This window comes from Clostridium mediterraneense (assembly GCF_900091705.1).
In the GTDB taxonomy this organism is placed as follows: Bacteria; Bacillota; Clostridia; order Clostridiales; family Clostridiaceae; genus Sarcina; species Sarcina mediterraneense.
Genome location: NZ_LT594785.1, coordinates 22,838 through 40,082 on the forward strand (window position 1 = coordinate 22,838; position 17,245 = coordinate 40,082).

Consider the following 17,245-nt stretch of genomic DNA (forward strand, 5'->3'; position numbering starts at 1 on the left):
CCCTCTCCAACTATTTATTTAAGCACTAATAACTTTAGCCTTATTAATTTGAACTTCTAAATCATTCTTATCAAAGGCTGCAAGTATATGTGCATGATCATTTAAATTCTTAATAATATCAATATTTTTATCAACTTGCATCGTACTAATAGTGTTACACCTATTTAAGATAACTAAATCACTTTTTTCTATATAAGGAAGTATAATATGACCTAAATTTTTTAAAAACATATTAAATGTTAAAGCATCAACAAGAGTAATTACTCCTGTTAACTTAAAATAAGACCTTATTTTTTGTCTATTAAAAATCTCTATTAAATAAGTTAAGTCTTCTACTCCATTACATTCTAAAATCATTCTTTCTGGTTTATAAAACTTTATAAGTCTTATAAGCCTTTCTTCAGTTAACTCCTTATTAGATGAGAAATTTTTTATATTTACATTAAGCTTTTTACTTAAATTTTCACTTAATTTTTCACTTCCACTCTCACACTGAACAACTAGTGTTTCCTCTCTTTTTAATGTTTTATTTAAGAAAATGTTTATAAAACTAGTCTTCCCTGATGATAAAAAACCTGTAACTATATCAACGGAACACTTTCTCATAATATTGCCTCCCTGCTTTATTACTTATTTAAAAACAAATTTTCTAAACGTTCCTTTTTAATTCCTTTACCAATAACACATATTCGGCCTATATAATCACTAGAATAATCTTTTATATTAATTTCATTTGGAACATAATCAAACTGAACCCACTTTCCATTCTTTACTGGAATTATTCCTTTTGCTCTTAATACTTCTCCATACTCTTTTTTATTAGAAAGCTTATTTAAAATCACATTTAATCTTTTCTCATCAAATGCAATAGAAGTTTCTACTCCCCAATTATCAAACATCTCTGTTGATAAGATTCCTCTTCTAAGTCTAGCCCTTGGCTTTAAACCTTTAAATTCTATATCTAACTTCTCTCTTGTTGATTCTCCAACTTCTATAATCCTACTAGCCTTAAGTTTATCTAGCTTAGTAGTTATCACACTAGCAGTCTTATTAATTTTTCTTATACTTTCTAAGATACTGTTAAGTCTATTGTTACCTATATCCTCAACTCTGCTTAAAACTATAAGTTTTGCATTTAAAATCTGATTCCTATAAAACTCTCCAAAATTTATTAAATAATCATCAAAATTATTTACATCTAATACAGTGATAATCATATTAATTTTTGTACCTTCTATATTTGCTTTCTTGATAGAAGAAATTATTTCCGAAAGCTTTGCAACTCCTGATGGCTCAACAATTATTCTATCTGGAGAGTACTCATTTACTATTTCTTTTATACTCTCCTCAAAATCTCCCTTTATGTTACAGCATATACAACCTGAACTTATCTCTTTTACTTCTATCTTTTCATTTCTTAAAAGATTTCCATCTATCGATATCTCACCATACTCATTTTCTATAATTGTTATCTTCTCCTTATAAAGCTCTTCTTTTAAAAGCTTTTTTATAAGAGTAGTCTTACCAGCTCCTAGAAATCCAGATATAATATCTATTTTCATTTAATCGCTCCTCTAGATTTTTCCTGTTAAAGTATATTCATTTATTAAATTTTTTATGACGTTACAAAATTTAATAAATGAATAAAACAGAAAGGAGCTATCTATCTTAATAGCTCCTTTTTAAAATTATATTTCAAAGTTTATAACTTCTTTTGTTTTACTTAAATATTCTTTATCTATAACTTCTAAGTATTCTTCAGCTTTTTGAACAATTCCTTCTCTATACTCAATCATATCTATAATATTTTTTCTAATCCAAGTATTTGAGAAATCTGTTACTATATTTATCCCCTTAGTACCAGCATTAAACTCTATACTCTCATCTCTTTTTACTCCCTGATCAAAATCAGTTATAAGAGATAAAATTATCTTATCTCCAAGTCCTTTATCATTTTCAGAAAGATTTACATAATAGTACATCCAGCACTTCATTAAGCTTTGCTCGATTTCAATACTTTTTACTTTTCTTCCTACAATAATTCTAAAAACTCTACGTAATTTTAGATAAATATCTTCCTTATTTTTTTCAAAATTACTTTCAAACAAAGTAATTTCATTTAAAATACTTTCCTTGACTAACAAAATTATATCGCCCCCTTGATATATTGTTAATTAAAGTATATCATAACTAATTTCCTTATTCTTCATCACCAAGAATTTTTAGTAAATTATAACTAATACCACATTTTTACTTTTCATTAACACAAAAAAAAGCCATACTATTAATAATTTAATAGTAGACTTTTTTCTTTTAATTATTTATCCATATTTTGTTTTCTTCTTGTTTTAAAAAAGCTTGTTAATATCTCTCCACATCTTTCATCATAGCACCATTTAGTATCAACAAATGTATTTAAACTATAGTTTTGTGTAAGATTAACAATTGAACCACAAGCTCCTGATGTTTGATCAAAAGTCCCAATATAAACTTTACTTATCCTAGATTGAGAAATTGCACTAGCGCACATAGGACAAGGTTCTAGAGTTACATACATTTCTGCACCTGTAAGTCTCCAATTATTTATTTTGCTTGTCGCCTCTTTAATTGCTAAAATTTCTGCATGTGCAGTTGGGTCATTATAATATTCTTTCATATTGTGAGCTTTTGAAAGAATTTCCCCATCTTTAACAATTACAGCTCCAACTGGAACTTCTCCTATTTCCATCGCTTTTTTTGCCTCACATAAAGCAATATCCATATAATCCATAAATAATTCTCCCTAAACTTCATCTAAAACAAAAATTCTTATTTTCTTTATTCTCTTCTTGTCTATTTCCTCAACAATAAACTTTAGATTTTCATATAAGATTTCTTCATTTAATTCTGGTAGTCTATCAAGAATTCCAATTACAAATCCACCAATAGAATCAAACTCATCTGATTCTATCTTAACATTTATAATTTCACTTAAATCATCAAGTCTTGTACTTCCATCAACTTCGTATTCATTTTCTTTAATTTCTTTTATATCTTCTTGATGCTCATCATATTCATCTTCAATATCACCAACAATTTCTTCAATAAGGTCTTCAATCGTTACGATACCTACTGTTCCACCATATTCATCTAATACTATAGCCATATGATTTCTAGTTCTTTTCATTTCAGTGAAAAGATCTGCTATATTTTTAAATTCAAAAGTATAATATGGTTCTCTCATAAGCTTCTTAACGTCAAAATTCTTTTTATCTTCATCATTTAACAGAATTAAGTCTTTAGCATATAAAATTCCAACTATATTATCAATATTATCTTCATAAACTGGTATTCTAGAAAATTGATATTCTTGTATCCCATTAAGTATGTCCTCATAACTAGCATCTATACTTTCTGCTATGATATCAACTCTTTGAGCCATTATGTCTTTAACTTGAAGATCTCCAAATTCAAAAACATTGAATATCATTTCTTTTTCTTTGCCCTCTAAAACTCCTTCTTCTTCTCCAACATCCATAAGAGTTTTTAACTCTTCTTGAGTTATAAAAGGTTCAGCTTTATCAGGATCTCCACCTAAAATCTTTATAAAGAATGAAGATATCTTAGTAAATAACCATACAAAAGGTCTACATACAAAAACTACAGCAGCTATTGGTCTTGAAATTTTTATTGCTACTCCCTCCGCATTTTGTTTAGCAAGAGATTTTGGTGTTATTTCACCAAAAATTAAGATTAGCATAGTCATTACACCTGTTGCTATAGCTATACCAACATCCTCAAACTTAGTTCCTTTAACTAAAGTAGCTGCAAGAACTGTTGCTAAAGATGATGCTCCTATATTAACTATATTGTTACCTATTAGAATAGCTCCTAAAAGCTCATTTGTATCTGATATTAATTTCTCAACTAACTCAGCACCTTTAACTCCCTCTTCCACCATATGTCTTATTTTAATCTTATTAACAGCCATTAGGGCAGTCTCTGCTGAAGAGAAAAATCCTGAAAGAATTATTAAGATTATTAAAATTATTATCTGTCCAATCACAGAAGGGTCCAAAAATACCACTCTCCTATTTTTTATTTTTTATATATTTATATATAAATACTATTATATCACATTAAGATTTATTTTCTTTTCAAAAAATTTTCATAAGTGTAATTAATATCGATTTATATTTTAATTTTTAACATATAATATATTTTTCTTATTAAATCTAGCTTTACCTACTTTTATAAAAAATACTCAAAAATAAAAAAGGATTTAATAATTAAAAACTCATCTTAAAAACAACTTACTAAGTAGTAAATAGATTTCACCAATAAAAAAATAAATTTTATATCTTATTTTTTATTTATTAATTATTTTTGTTGCAAATGCAATAAAAATTTTGTAGAATATTTTAAAAGTATTAGCCAACAAGGAGGTATATATGACAGAAATTTTACGGGAAATCGGAATGATTGCAAGAGCATTAGATTCTATTAGTAATATAGAATTTAAAGAATTTGATCTTACAAAAGGTCAGTACTTATATCTTGTACGAATATGTGAATCTCCTGGAATAATTCAAGAAAAATTAGCAGAACTAATTAAAGTAGATAGAGCAACTGCTGCTAGAGCAATAAAAAAGCTTGAAATTAAAGGATTCATTGAAAAAAAAGATGATGAAAATAATAAAAAAATTAAAAAACTTTATCCAACTAAAAAGGGAAATCATATATATCCTTTTATACTAAGGGAACATATATATTCTAATAATGTTGCACTAACAGGTTTCTCAGAAAAAGAAGTAGAAACCATTTTTCATCTTCTACAAAGAGTAAGAAAAAATATAGAAGTTGATTGGAAATATGTAAAGAACGGAAATAAAAGAAATTATTAATCTTAAATAAAGGAGCTATAAAATACTATGTCTATAGAAATTAAAAAAGTTAAGCTTGAAAATTTAGAATTACTTAGAGAAATAAGTATTGAGACATTTACTGATACATTTGCAGCACAAAATTCAGCTGAAAATATGAAAAACTATTTAGAAAGAGCATATAACTCTAAGCAATTAGAATCAGAATTAGCTAATGACCTTTCACAATTCTATTTTGTCTATTTAGATAATGAGCTTGCTGGGTATTTAAAGGTAAATATTAATGATGCTCAATCTGAAAAAATGCCTGATGATACAATGGAAGTTGAAAGAATCTATATCAGAACAAATTTCCAAAGAAAAGGACTTGGAAAATATCTAATAAATAAAGCAATAGAAATAGCTACTACATTAAATAAAAAAAGTATATGGCTTGGAGTTTGGGAAAAAAATAATAATGCCCTTACTTTTTATAAAAAAATGGGCTTTATACAAAATGGAGCTCACTCTTTTTATATGGGTGATGAAAAACAAATTGATTTTATAATGATTAAAACATTGCTATAAATTAATTTTTAATATTAGTAAAATTATGTTTTTTCAACATTTATCCAATAAAAAAGTTGAAACCCTTAATACTAAAGATTTCAACCTAATTTATATGGCACCCCTAGTAGGAATCGAACCTACATTTATCCCTTAGGAGGGGATTGTTCTATCCATTAAACTATAGGGGCTTAAAATTTTTGGTATTTATTTACCTTATAAATTAATTTTATATTTTGCTATTATCCATGTCAATAGATTTCCATATTAACAATAAATTTATAATAAAAAGTTGTTAAACTAATAATTTTAATATAAGATATACTTGGTTTTACTTTTAGAAAGGGAGATTCTTAATGATAAAAGTATACAATAGAACAACTAAAAATTATGAAATCGAACAAGTTGCCGGTCTTAATTATATAAACTGGTCATACTCATCTCCTGTTGGAAAAGGAGTAGTAGAACTGTTTGTAAAGAAGAAGATGTTTTCTAAAATATATGGTTTATACTGTGATACTAAGCTCAGTAAGAAAAAAATCTCAAAGTTTGTAGAGCAATTTGGTATAAATACATCTATTATGGAAAAAAACTTAGATGAATTTAAGAATTTTAACGATTTTTTTGCTAGAAAACTTGTAGATAAAGCAAGACCAATTGACCAAAATCCAGAAAGTTTAATATCACCTGGTGATGGAAGACTTTTAGCATTTGAAAATATAGATATGGCTAAAATAATTCAAGTTAAAGGTTTTACTTATTCATTAAGAGAATTAATAAGTGATGATAATGTTGCTAAGGAATATGAAGGTGGTACTTGTCTTGTTTTAAGACTTTGCCCTACTGATTATCATCGTTTTCACTTTGTAGACAATGGATTCTGTAGAAAAAGTAAAAAGATAAAAGGATCTTATTACTCTGTAAATCCTATAGCTCTTGAAAAGGTACCAAAGTTATTCTGTAAAAATAAAAGGGAATGGGCTCTTTTCAAATCAGATAATTTTGGGGATATAATAACAATGGAAGTTGGAGCAACCTGTGTTGGTACTATAATTCAAAGTTATCAAACTGATAAAAAAGTTTATAAAGGTGAAGAAAAAGGATTCTTTAAATTCGGTGGATCAACAACTATATTATTTTTCAAAAAAAATGCTGTAACAATTGATAAGGATATTATAGAAGAATCACTTAAAGGAATAGAAACTATGGTTTATATGGGTGAACATATTGGAGAAAAAATAAAGTAAAGAAGGAATGTCTTATGATTAGACATTTCTTTTTTTCTTTTTCACTTACTCTAACTTATTAGCACATAGTACTACTAATTTTTAATGAAGAACTGTTTAAAACTCCTACTACTTCAGCATTATCTTTTCTAACTATTTTATACTATTAATTATAGTAATCAGCTATTTATATATCCATGCCAAATAACTAAATACTCTATATACTTCTTAAATTATATTTAAAACTCATTTAATTATAACTAAAAAAGAGCTTGTCCCTTTAAAGGACAAACTCTAAAAAATTATAATTTTTAAAAACTATTTTCTTTTTCTAAATACTCCTAATGCTAATACAGCACTTAATATTGTTGCTAATATTCCAGCATCTTTTGCTGCATTATCTTGTGACTTACCTAAACCTGTATGAGGTAATTCCTTAACACTTGACTCTTTATGTGCTCCAGCTTTTACAGTCTTATTTGAATCATTCTTTTCTATTGAATTTACTTTGTTATCTTTATTAACTGCTGCTGATTTTACACTTGTATTCTTGTCAGCTGGTTTTGCTTCTGTATTTTTATCTGCTGGTTTTACAGTTGTGCTCTTGTCAGCTGGCTTTGCTTCTGTATTTTTATCTGCTGGCTTTACAGTTGTGCTCTTGTCAGCTGGTTTTGTTTCTGTATTCTTATCTGTTGGTTTTACAGTTGTGTTCTTGGCAACTGGCTTTGCTTCTGTATTTTTATCTGCTGGTTTTGCAGTTGTATTCTTGCCTGCTGGCTTTGCTTCTGTATTTTTATCTGCTGGTTTTACAGTTGTGCTCTTGTCAGCTGGTTTTGCTTCTGTATTTTTATCTGCTGGTTTTGCAGTTGTATTCTTGTCAGCTGGTTTTGCTTCTGTATTTTTATCTACTGGTTTTACAGTTGTATTCTTGGCAGCTGGTTTTGCTTCTGTATTTTTATCTACTGGTTTTACAGTTGTATTCTTGGCAGCTGGCTTTGCTTCTGTATTTTTATCTGCTGGTTTTACAGTTGTGTTCTTGGCAGCTGGCTTTGCTTCTGTATTTTTATCTGCTGGTTTTACAGTTGTGTTCTTGTCAGCTGGCTTTGCTTTTGTATTTTTATCTGCTGGTTTTACAGTTGTGTTCTTGGCAGCTGGTTTTACTTCTGGTTTAGTCTTTGTTACATAGTAATATTGTACTGTTTCATTATTACGTCCAAAGTCTGGTCTATAATCTACAGATGGGTCTTTAACCTCTTCACCATTAAATAATACCTTAGCTAATTTAATTGATGCATTCGCACTAGGTAATGAATAATTTGGTTTAGTTCCAATTGCTCCGTATATTTCATTTGATGATATAGCTCTACCATTAATATAGATTGTATATCTAATTTGACTTTGTTCTATTACATGATAAGTTATATTTTGAACTACATTTGAAAACTTAGTTGGTAATTTAGTAACAATATTATTATTATCTGTAATATATTTTAATTTACAGTTTGCTGGAATATTAGGTGTTATATCTCCTATATTACTTCCTATAGCTCCTGTATAAGTTTTAGGATTTCCAACTGTTACTCCATTTTGATTTAAAACTGTAACTATTACAGTTCCCTTATCTGTATTTCCTGGTTTTACTGCATATTGTACATATGCTGGTCTATTTACTGTATATTGTGGTAAATTATGTATCATGTTTAATACTTCCCTTCATTATATCTTTTTCATTTGTTTTCTCTTATTAATTTAAAATATTTTAAACACTAAAATATTCATTATTAAGTACCCTAAGCTTTAAAATATAGATTTATAAATTAAAATTACTAAAGTCTTCAAAATATAAATATCTTCCTTTTATTTTCTATAATTTTACTATAAATTATTAACAAATTAATGAAATTTTAAAGACATTTTATGAACTAATTTTATAAATTATTTTATAAATCAGTACTATATACATTGAATAATGCTAGCTTAAATAGAAAAAACAAGAGTTTTAATAAAATTAAAACTCTTGTTTTCATTTATAAAACTATTTCTTCTTTCTAAAAATTCCTATAGCTACAATACTAGCTACTATAACTCCTAATATTCCCACAGTCTTTACTGATTGCTCTGGTGTAATATTTAAACCAGTATGAGGTAATAGTTTCTTTAATATACCACCAGATTTACTAGGATCCTCTGGTACCTTTTCAACATGATAAATTATAGTATTATCTTTATTTCCAAAATTCTTAGGAAGCTCTGTAATTTCTCTTCCGTCTCCATCTGTTATTCTTACTATCTTATATCCATTTGGAATTTTAGGTGGTTTAAGACCAGTTTCTTTTCCCTCTTCACCTATTGTTGTATTTGGTGGTATTATATGATTTCCATTACCATCAACAACAATAATTTTATCTGTATATTTAGGAATTTTCTCTATAACATAAATTATCTTATTATCAATATCTTCTTGAATAGTTGGAACCTGTGCCTGTGATACTTCCTTTCCATTAACTATTATTTTCTCTATTCTATAACCACTAGGTAATACAGGAATCTTAGTATTAATCTTACTTCCTATCTTACTTGTTATAGTTTTACTTGGTACTACATCCTTATTAGTTCCTGAATAGATTTCTTCAATTACTGTTTTTGCATTATTTCTTGAAACTATAATTTCTATATGATTATTAATTACTCTTGTAGGGTCAGTAGGTAATTTACTTGGTAAAATATAAATTCCTTTATCATTCTTAGCAAGTTCTTGACCATTTAATAATATTTTAATCATATGATAGCCCTTTGGAATCTTTGGTAATTTTATATCTATATTTCCTCCAGGTGCTCCACTAGCTACTTCATAGCTAGGTACTAAAATTATTCCCTTATCAGTTTTTATATCAATATAAACTTTATCAACTATATCCTTCTCTACATGATAAATAATTGTAGTATCTTTCTCTCCAAATACTTTAGGAATTCCATCTACTTTATCACCATTAGCATTTGTTATCTTAACTACATGATAACCCTTTGGAATTTCTGGAGTTTTAAGTCCAGTTTCATCTCCAGTCTTTCCTGTACTTGAAACAGAAGGAACTAATTCCTGACCATTTGAATCAACAACCTTTACAGTATCTGTTGGCATTTTTCCTATTATATAAATAATAACTTGGTCTGATTTGCTTTGTACTGTAGGTACTCTATCTACAGGTATTTCTTTACCATCAACAGTTACTTTTATTATTTGATATCCATTTGGAAGGTTTGGTATTTTAGTATCTACTTTACTTCCAACAATATTAGTTGTAACTATTTCAGGTACAATATTTTTACCATCTATATAAATTTCTTTTACTGTTGTAGTTGGCTCTTTAACAACATGATAAATTATTATCTGATCTTTATCAGTAAATGTCTTAGGAACTCCTGTTACTTCTGGCCCATCTCCATTAGTTATTCTCACTACATGATAACCTACTGGTATCTTAGGTTCACTAAGTCCTGTTGGACTGCCAGCTTCTCCTGTACTAATTATTTCTGGTACAATTTCTTTTCCTGAATTATCAACAACTCTTACTCTATCTGTATATGTTGGAATTTTTCCTATCACATAAGTAATAGTAGTATCGGTATTTACTTGAACAATTGGCACTTCTGACTCTGGAGTTATTTTTCCATTAACTAAAATCTTCTCAATTTTATATCCTTTGGGTAATATTGGAATCTTAGTATCTACACTACTTCCAATATCTCCTGTTATAATTTTACTTGGAACTACTTCTTTACCATTATCTGAATAAACTTCTTTTATAGTTGTTGTTGAAGTATTCTTTGAAATTATAACTTCTATATGTTGATTAATTTCCTTTGTAACATCGGAAGGTAAGGTGGTTGGTAAATCATATGTTCCATCTGCATTTTTAGTAAGCTCTTTGCCATTTAATAATACCTTATCTATATGATAACCACTTGGTACTTGTGGTAAAGATATATTAATCTTAGTTCCAGGAGCTCCACTTGCTACCTCATGTGAAGGTACTATAATTTCTCCATTACTAGTTTTCATATCAATATATACCTTATCACTTATATCTTTTTCTACATGATAAATTATAATTTCATTTTTATCCCCAAACACCTTAGGTACTCCACTTACTTCTTGCCCTTTTTCATTAGTAATTTTCACTACATGATACCCCTTAGGAATAGTTGGAGTAGTAAGTCCTGTCTCACTTCCTGTTTTTCCAGTTTTAGATATTGCCTTCACTAACTCTTTACCACTAGAATCAACAACCTTAACTGTATCTATTGGCATTTTAGCTATTGTATAAACAATAGTTTGGTTTTCAACACTTTGAACCGTTGGAACTTCTGATTCTGGTACTTCCTTGCCATTCACAGTTGTTTTTACAACTTGATATCCTTTTGGTAATTTAGGTACAGCTGTATTTACCTTTGCTCCGATTTCATTAATTGTCACTTTAATTGAATATACTCCTGGACTATTTTCAAATACCACTGAAACTGCTGTAGTTGGATTTACAGCAACATGATAAATTATTGTCTCATCTTTATCAGTAAATGTTTTAGGTACTCCACTTATTTCTTGACCATCTCCATTAGTTATTTTCACTATATGATAACCTTTTGGAATCTTTGGCACTTTAAGTCCTGTATCCTTTCCTGTTTCTCCTGTGCTTGATACCTCTGGAATAACATCTTTTCCTTCACTATCTATAACTTTAATTTTATCAGTATATATTAGAATCTTTTCTATTACATAAACAATTTTATTATCAGTATTTCCTTGAACTGTTGGAACTTCTGCTTGTGTAACAACCTTACCATTAACCAAGATTTTTTGAATTCTATATCCTTTAGGTAGTTTAGGCAGCTTAGTATCTACTGGGCTTCCTATCTCACCTGTAATTGTTTTGCTAGGTACAACCTCTTTATTATCACTACTATAAATTTCTGATATTGTTGTACTTGAAGTATCTTTTGCAACTATAATTTCTATATGTTGATTTACCTCACTTTCATCAGCTGGTAAATTAGTAGGCAAATTATAATTACCACTAGCATTTTTATTTAGCTCTTTTCCATTTAATAAAATCTTGTCTATATGATATCCCTTCGGAATATCTGGAACTTTAATATCTATTTTTGATCCTGGAGCTCCACTAACTATTTCATGGCTAGGAATTAAAATTTCACCTTTATCAGTTTTAACATCAATATAAACTTTATCAATTATATCTTTTGCTACATGATAAATAGTCACTTCATCTTTATCTCCAAATATTTTAGGTACTCCATTAACATCTTGACCACTTTCATTAGTTATTTTTACTATGTGATATCCCTTCGGAATATTTGGAGTAGTAAGTCCGGTTTCATCTCCTGTCTTACCAGTCTTTGAAATTGAAGGAACTATTTCTTTTCCCCCTTCATCAACAACTTTCACAGTATCTGTTGGCATTTTTCCTATTGTATAAACAATAATTTGATTATCATTTGATTGAATTATAGGAACTTGTGATAACGGCACTTCTGTATCATTAACAGTTACTTTAATAATTTGATATCCAGTTGGAAGATTAGGAATAGTAGTATCAACTTTAGCTCCTGGTAAATTAATTGTAACTCTACTAGGAACTACTTCTTTACCATCTAAATAAATTTCAGATACCGTTGTACTTGGATCTTTAGCAATATGATAAATTATAATCTGATTTTTATCTGTAAAAATTTGAGGAACCCCTGTTACTTCTCGACCATCTTCATTAGTTATTTTAACTATATGATATCCTGCTGGAATCACTGGTTCTTTAAGTCCTGTTGCCTTTCCAGTTTCACCTGTAACTGAAACTAATGGTATAATCTCTTTTCCATCATTATCTACAACTTTAACTGTATCTGTATAAGTAGGTATCTTACTTACAACAAATTTTATATGTGTAATTCCTGCATTATTTAAAATTCCAACAGTATTAAACCAATTAGCATCTACCTTTTCTCCATTAACATAAATTCCATCTAATCTATATCCAAGCTTTTTCATTTCATCAACATTAGTAGCTAAAGCAACTTTATCTTGTAGAGGCTTTGGAGTTAGATTTAAATTACCATCATTATCTGGTCCGTGCCCAAATAACTCTTGTAATGAATGTCCATCCACTGTTTTATTAAGTTCTTCATTAGTAAGCTCACCATTTATAGTTGTAACCCCTGAAATCCATGTATTTTGTAAATTCTCACCTGGTGGAGTAAGTGTAACTATATTACTTGTTGAAGCAACATTATCTGTTTCATCATAATACTTAAATGCTGAATTAACTATTTGATAAATATTTGGATTTTCTCCAGTAAACTTAACGTTATAACTCATATTAAAGTTTTGTCCTGCTTTAACTGTTGGTGTACTCATATACGCAATTATATTTGATAAATCAGTTTTTCCTGGAACATATTTTATCCATCCACTCTCTGGACTTTCAATATATTTTAATTTTCCTTTAAGCTCTAATGCATTTGGATTGTTTAATATACTCTGATTTTCTTTATTTAAAGCTGATTTAGGTAACACCCATGTTGGTACACCATTATTATTTAATGATTGTAGCTCTGTTCCAAGACCTCCTTCACTTGGTGCACCTTCTTGCCCAGGTAAATTATCACTTCCTGGCAATGGTATTTTTCCAATTATCATATAAGTTTTTTCAGTATTAGTACCATTACTAATCGTATCATTAAGAGTTACTATATTAGGATTATTTTTATCAATTATTGAACTATGTAAACAGCTAGTAGATTCTGAACCAGCTATAATGAGTTTATTATTATATATAATTTGATTTGAAGCCCCCCCTGCTTCTTGACTTGAATCTGGGTCATTATTATAGCTATAAACTAAGCCTTGCTTTCCAGTTTCACCAACCAAACCTGCACTAATATTAATAGTTCTTTCTAATGGACTTGTATATTGTGCATGAAATTTAAAGGATGGTTCTTCATCTATAACATTTACTCTTCTTGGGAAAGTAATTATTAAATGATTCCCATCTACTTTAATATCATTTGCTGGAATCTCTTCTCCATTCATAGTAACACCAGATGTTAAATTAAAAGGAGCTCCCATATTTACATCTATTTTTGTATTTGGAGTATAATATTCAAAATTAGTTGACCCATACCCATAAGTAAATACATTAAATAAATGTGAGTTATTAAGCCAAGCTTGTGAATGTTCTGATACTGAATCACCTTGTGGAAATGATGAACCACCTTCTCCTAAATCATCTACATATACCTTTGAAAGTTGTAAAGATATTGTTTTAATAGATGATACATCATGAGAATAGGTATCATATCTAATATCTGTAGCTTGATATCCATTTCCCTGACTATCTATAAATTTATTAGTATACTTATCTGGTGCACTTAATAAAAATCCTGAAAACTTACTATTATTTTTTATAATAGTATCACTAGTTAAACCACTTTTACTTAATTGTTCCTGAGCACTTTTCTCTTGTTCTGGTGTAAGACTTGTTTGTAGTGTACCTATAGTTATAGTTCTTGCAATTATAGGATTATTTCCACCTGTAGGCATAACAGGATAATTAGCTCCTGTTGAAATTGCCGCTCCATCATAGTAATTTTGTGTATATGTAAAATTTAATACTGGTATCTTCTGACCATTTACATACATTTGTTGTATTGAATTTATATTATAGGTAGTACCAACTTCTTGATTAACTATCTTTTGCATTAAATCAGCTTTCTGAGCTGCTGTCCCATTAGTCAATATATTAATTGAATTTTGATCTAAATGAACATACATATTGTTCATATCTGAAAATCCAAGTGAACATTGTCCCCCTGAGCCAACTACTACATTTCCATCAGTTAAGATTGAACCAGTATATATATTGTATTGTCCTGGTAATCCAGCACTTATTGTTGAGCCATATGTTACCTGTGGACTTTGAACTCCCTGTATATTCGAATTTTGTGACATAGTAATCTCGTCACCAACTCCTATATTATTTTGAGTTATTGTAACATCTCCTGAATAATAATTAATACTTGTAGCTGTTTTTGCATCAACTCCACCATTTAAATTAAACTCTTCATTTATAGGTTGTACTGTGACTTTTTCCATTAATCTCTTATCAGTTTTAGTAGTTACTTTAAGTAGTTTATTAAATTTATTTATTAAATCCCCACTTATAGTATATGTTCCATCTGGATTTACCTTCAGTCCTGGAACATCTAATGCTGTTATTTCAATATTAGTAGGGTCTGGATTATTCACTTTAAAAGTTAATGATTTCATTGTAGTATTAGCTGGATTATATACCCCTGGATTATTAGGATTACTATTATTATTGTAAAAACGAATATCTAAATAATGTACATGTTTATCATTATTATCTAGTGTAGAATTCACCTCTGTAGATATACTAACTGTATATTTATTTGTAAGCCTTATATCAGGAGCTTTTACTGGTATAACTTCTTCTTTCCCACCTAATGAAACATGTATATTAAAATTAGGAGTTACTTTCATATTCCAATCAGCACTTTCTATATTAAATGAAGCACTTATTGTAAAAGTTGATGTACTGTTTAAATTTTTTATAGAACCCAATTGTATATTAATTTGATCTAAAATCTTCTTAGCTGCTTCTTGTTCCTTAGGATTTTTAGAGTTTACCATATATTCTGCAGAAGGATTAGCTGTTAAATATAAATTTGGTATATCATAAAGTTTACCTGTCTTACTACTAAGAGAAACTCCTATTTTATACGTTACTGTTGTTTGAGAAGTTGCTATATTAGTACTTTCAGAAATTATATTTTTAGGAATATAACTTGTATCATTATTAAATGAGTTTACTGATTTTTTAGAGATACTAACATTATTTACTTGTATTTGTAAATCACTTATATCTATTGCCTCAGTATTAGCTTTTGTATCTGCACTAACAACTGGTGTTAATAAATTACTGCTTTTTTTATGTTTAGAATAGACTACAGGTGTCATTGAAACAATTCCAGTAACCGTAGCTAAAGCTACTATGGCCTTTACTCTGTTGTTCTTCATTTCCTTTCCTCCTTAGTTAATATTTAAATCACAAAAATAAAATTAGTCTTATAGTTAAGATTTACTAAAAATAATTTAAATATACTAAAAGAAAAAATATATCAAACTAATATTTGAAACAAAAAAAGACCCTAATAAATTAGAGTCTCTTTAATATTATTAAAATTATTTTCTCTTTCTTCTAAAGATTCCAAGTGTAGCAATAGCTCCAATTATACCTGCTAATGCTCCTGCTTCTTTAGCTGTATTATCCTGTGATTGTCCTATTCCAGTATGAGGTAAAGTATTTATAGTTGAACTTGTATTAGAACTATTACTTACCTTATTTTCATGATTATTCTCATTATTTACTGGTGTTGTTTCATCACTATTATGATTTTCTGATGTAATTTTATCATTATTGTGATTTATTGGTTTATTATTATCACCATTATGATTTACTACTGGTGTTGTGTTTCCTCCATCATGATTCTTTGATGTATTATTACCATTATGGTTTACTGGTGTTGTCTTTCCACTTTCATGATCTTTTGGTGTATTTTCTCCATTATGATTTTCTGGTGTTGTCTTTCCACCTTCATAATCTTTTGGTGTATTTTCTCCATTATGATTTTCTGGAGCTGTCTTTCCTCCATCATGATCTTTTGGTGTATTTTCTCCATTATGATTTTCTGGAGTTATCTTTCCACCTTCATGATCTTTTGGTGTATTTTCTCCATTATGATTTTCTGGAGTTGTTTTTCCTCCATCATGATCTTTTGGTGTGTTGTCACCATTATGATTTTCTGGAGCTATTTTTCCACCTTCATGATCTTTTGGTGTATTTTCTCCATTATGATTTTCTGGAGTTGTTTTTCCTCCATCATGATCTTTTGGTATGTTGTCACCATTATGATTTTCTGGAGCTATTTTTCCACCTTCATGATTTTCTGGTGTATTCTTTTCTACATGATAAATTATTGTATTATCACTATTTCCAAATGTACTTGGTACTCCAGTTACTTTTTCACCATTTCCATTAGTTATGCTAACTATATGATATCCTTTTGGAATTTCTGGTGTTTTAAGTCCTGTTTCTGTTCCTGTTTTACCAGTCTTTGAAACTGCTGGTATAAGTTCTTTATTGTTATAAACAACTTTAACTGTATCAGTAGGCATCTTATCTATTGTATAAACAATTGTTTGATTATCTGTGCTTTGAACAGTTGGAACTTCATTTTGTGAAACAACTTTTCCGTTAACAGTTATTTTTGTAATTTGATATCCCTTTGGAAGTTCTGGAATTACTGTATCAACTTTAGTTCCAGCAAGGTTTACAGTTGTTTTGTTTGCTACTACTGGTTTTCCGTCTGGATAAACTTCTTCAACTGTAGTACTTGGATCTTTAGCAATATGATAAACAATATTTTGATCATCATTTGTAAACTTGCTTGGTACACCAGCTTCTACTGTTTTACCGTTATTTGTTACACTTACAATATGGTATCCTTCTGGTATTTTAGGAG

At 28.7% G+C, this 17,245-nt stretch carries 11 protein-coding genes and 1 tRNA gene; 3 read left to right on the forward strand and 9 right to left on the reverse strand.

From position 1 onward, the window contains the following. Window positions 1–18: 18 nt before the first annotated feature. From BN8917_RS02215 to BN8917_RS02235, 5 genes are all read right to left on the reverse strand, one after another. A complete protein-coding gene (locus BN8917_RS02215) occupies window positions 19–606 on the reverse strand; it encodes a GTP-binding protein (RefSeq protein WP_066870049.1) in 588 nt (195 codons plus the stop codon). Between the two features lie 20 nt (window positions 607–626). Beyond that, on the reverse strand, window positions 627–1,562 hold the full coding sequence (locus BN8917_RS02220; protein WP_066870052.1) for a CobW family GTP-binding protein: 936 nt from the start codon (window positions 1,560–1,562) through the stop codon (window positions 627–629). 126 nt (window positions 1,563–1,688) lie between these two features. Next, entirely contained in the window at window positions 1,689–2,144 is a 456-nt protein-coding gene (locus BN8917_RS02225; protein WP_066870056.1) for a hypothetical protein, read from the reverse strand. 173 nt (window positions 2,145–2,317) lie between these two features. Next, the gene (locus BN8917_RS02230; protein ID WP_066870059.1) at window positions 2,318–2,770 is read right to left on the reverse strand and encodes a nucleoside deaminase; all 453 of its coding nucleotides are present in this window, start codon (window positions 2,768–2,770) and stop codon (window positions 2,318–2,320) included. Between the two features lie 12 nt (window positions 2,771–2,782). Continuing rightward, a complete protein-coding gene (locus BN8917_RS02235; RefSeq protein ID WP_066870062.1) occupies window positions 2,783–4,057 on the reverse strand; it encodes an HlyC/CorC family transporter in 1,275 nt (424 codons plus the stop codon). 373 nt (window positions 4,058–4,430) lie between these two features. Between BN8917_RS02235 and BN8917_RS02240 the strand changes: the two genes are divergently transcribed. Both BN8917_RS02240 and BN8917_RS02245 read left to right on the forward strand, forming a co-directional pair. Then, the gene (locus BN8917_RS02240; RefSeq protein ID WP_066870064.1) at window positions 4,431–4,883 is read left to right on the forward strand and encodes a MarR family winged helix-turn-helix transcriptional regulator; all 453 of its coding nucleotides are present in this window, start codon (window positions 4,431–4,433) and stop codon (window positions 4,881–4,883) included. A 27-nt stretch (window positions 4,884–4,910) separates the two neighbouring features. Next, window positions 4,911–5,429 (forward strand): spermidine/spermine N(1)-acetyltransferase, encoded by a 519-nt coding sequence (locus tag BN8917_RS02245; protein WP_066870067.1) that lies wholly within the window; start codon window positions 4,911–4,913, stop codon window positions 5,427–5,429. A 95-nt stretch (window positions 5,430–5,524) separates the two neighbouring features. Here the strand turns inward: BN8917_RS02245 and BN8917_RS02250 are convergent. Then, window positions 5,525–5,599 (reverse strand) — tRNA-Arg (locus BN8917_RS02250). Between the two features lie 165 nt (window positions 5,600–5,764). Between BN8917_RS02250 and BN8917_RS02255 the strand changes: the two genes are divergently transcribed. Then, complete coding sequence (locus BN8917_RS02255; RefSeq protein WP_066870070.1) at window positions 5,765–6,655, forward strand: phosphatidylserine decarboxylase; 891 nt, start codon at window positions 5,765–5,767, stop codon at window positions 6,653–6,655. Between the two features lie 297 nt (window positions 6,656–6,952). Here BN8917_RS02255 and BN8917_RS14310 read toward each other — a convergent pair whose 3' ends face one another. The 3 genes from BN8917_RS14310 to BN8917_RS02270 all read right to left on the reverse strand — a co-directional run. Next, a complete protein-coding gene (locus tag BN8917_RS14310) occupies window positions 6,953–8,332 on the reverse strand; it encodes a hypothetical protein (RefSeq protein WP_066870073.1) in 1,380 nt (459 codons plus the stop codon). A 337-nt stretch (window positions 8,333–8,669) separates the two neighbouring features. Then, a complete protein-coding gene (locus BN8917_RS02265) occupies window positions 8,670–15,740 on the reverse strand; it encodes a MucBP domain-containing protein (protein WP_066870076.1) in 7,071 nt (2,356 codons plus the stop codon). Window positions 15,741–15,905: 165 nt separating this feature from the next. Continuing rightward, window positions 15,906–17,245, reverse strand: a 1,340-nt coding sequence (locus BN8917_RS02270) for a hypothetical protein (RefSeq protein ID WP_066870079.1), incomplete at its 5' end; no start/stop codon positions are given.

What these genes read in the sequence shown, in the direction of transcription:
- BN8917_RS02215 (WP_066870049.1), bottom strand. Translation starts at nt 606, where the DNA reads ATGAGAAAGTGTTCCGTTGATATAGTTACAGGTTTTTTATCATCAGGG.
- BN8917_RS02255 (WP_066870070.1), top strand. Translation starts at nt 5,765, where the DNA reads ATGATAAAAGTATACAATAGAACAACTAAAAATTATGAAATCGAACAA.
- BN8917_RS02230 (WP_066870059.1), bottom strand. Translation starts at nt 2,770, where the DNA reads ATGGATTATATGGATATTGCTTTATGTGAGGCAAAAAAAGCGATGGAA.
- BN8917_RS02240 (WP_066870064.1), top strand. Translation starts at nt 4,431, where the DNA reads ATGACAGAAATTTTACGGGAAATCGGAATGATTGCAAGAGCATTAGAT.
- BN8917_RS14310 (WP_066870073.1), bottom strand. Translation starts at nt 8,332, where the DNA reads ATGATACATAATTTACCACAATATACAGTAAATAGACCAGCATATGTA.
- BN8917_RS02245 (WP_066870067.1), top strand. Translation starts at nt 4,911, where the DNA reads ATGTCTATAGAAATTAAAAAAGTTAAGCTTGAAAATTTAGAATTACTT.
- BN8917_RS02220 (WP_066870052.1), bottom strand. Translation starts at nt 1,562, where the DNA reads ATGAAAATAGATATTATATCTGGATTTCTAGGAGCTGGTAAGACTACT.
- BN8917_RS02265 (WP_066870076.1), bottom strand. Translation starts at nt 15,740, where the DNA reads ATGAAGAACAACAGAGTAAAGGCCATAGTAGCTTTAGCTACGGTTACT.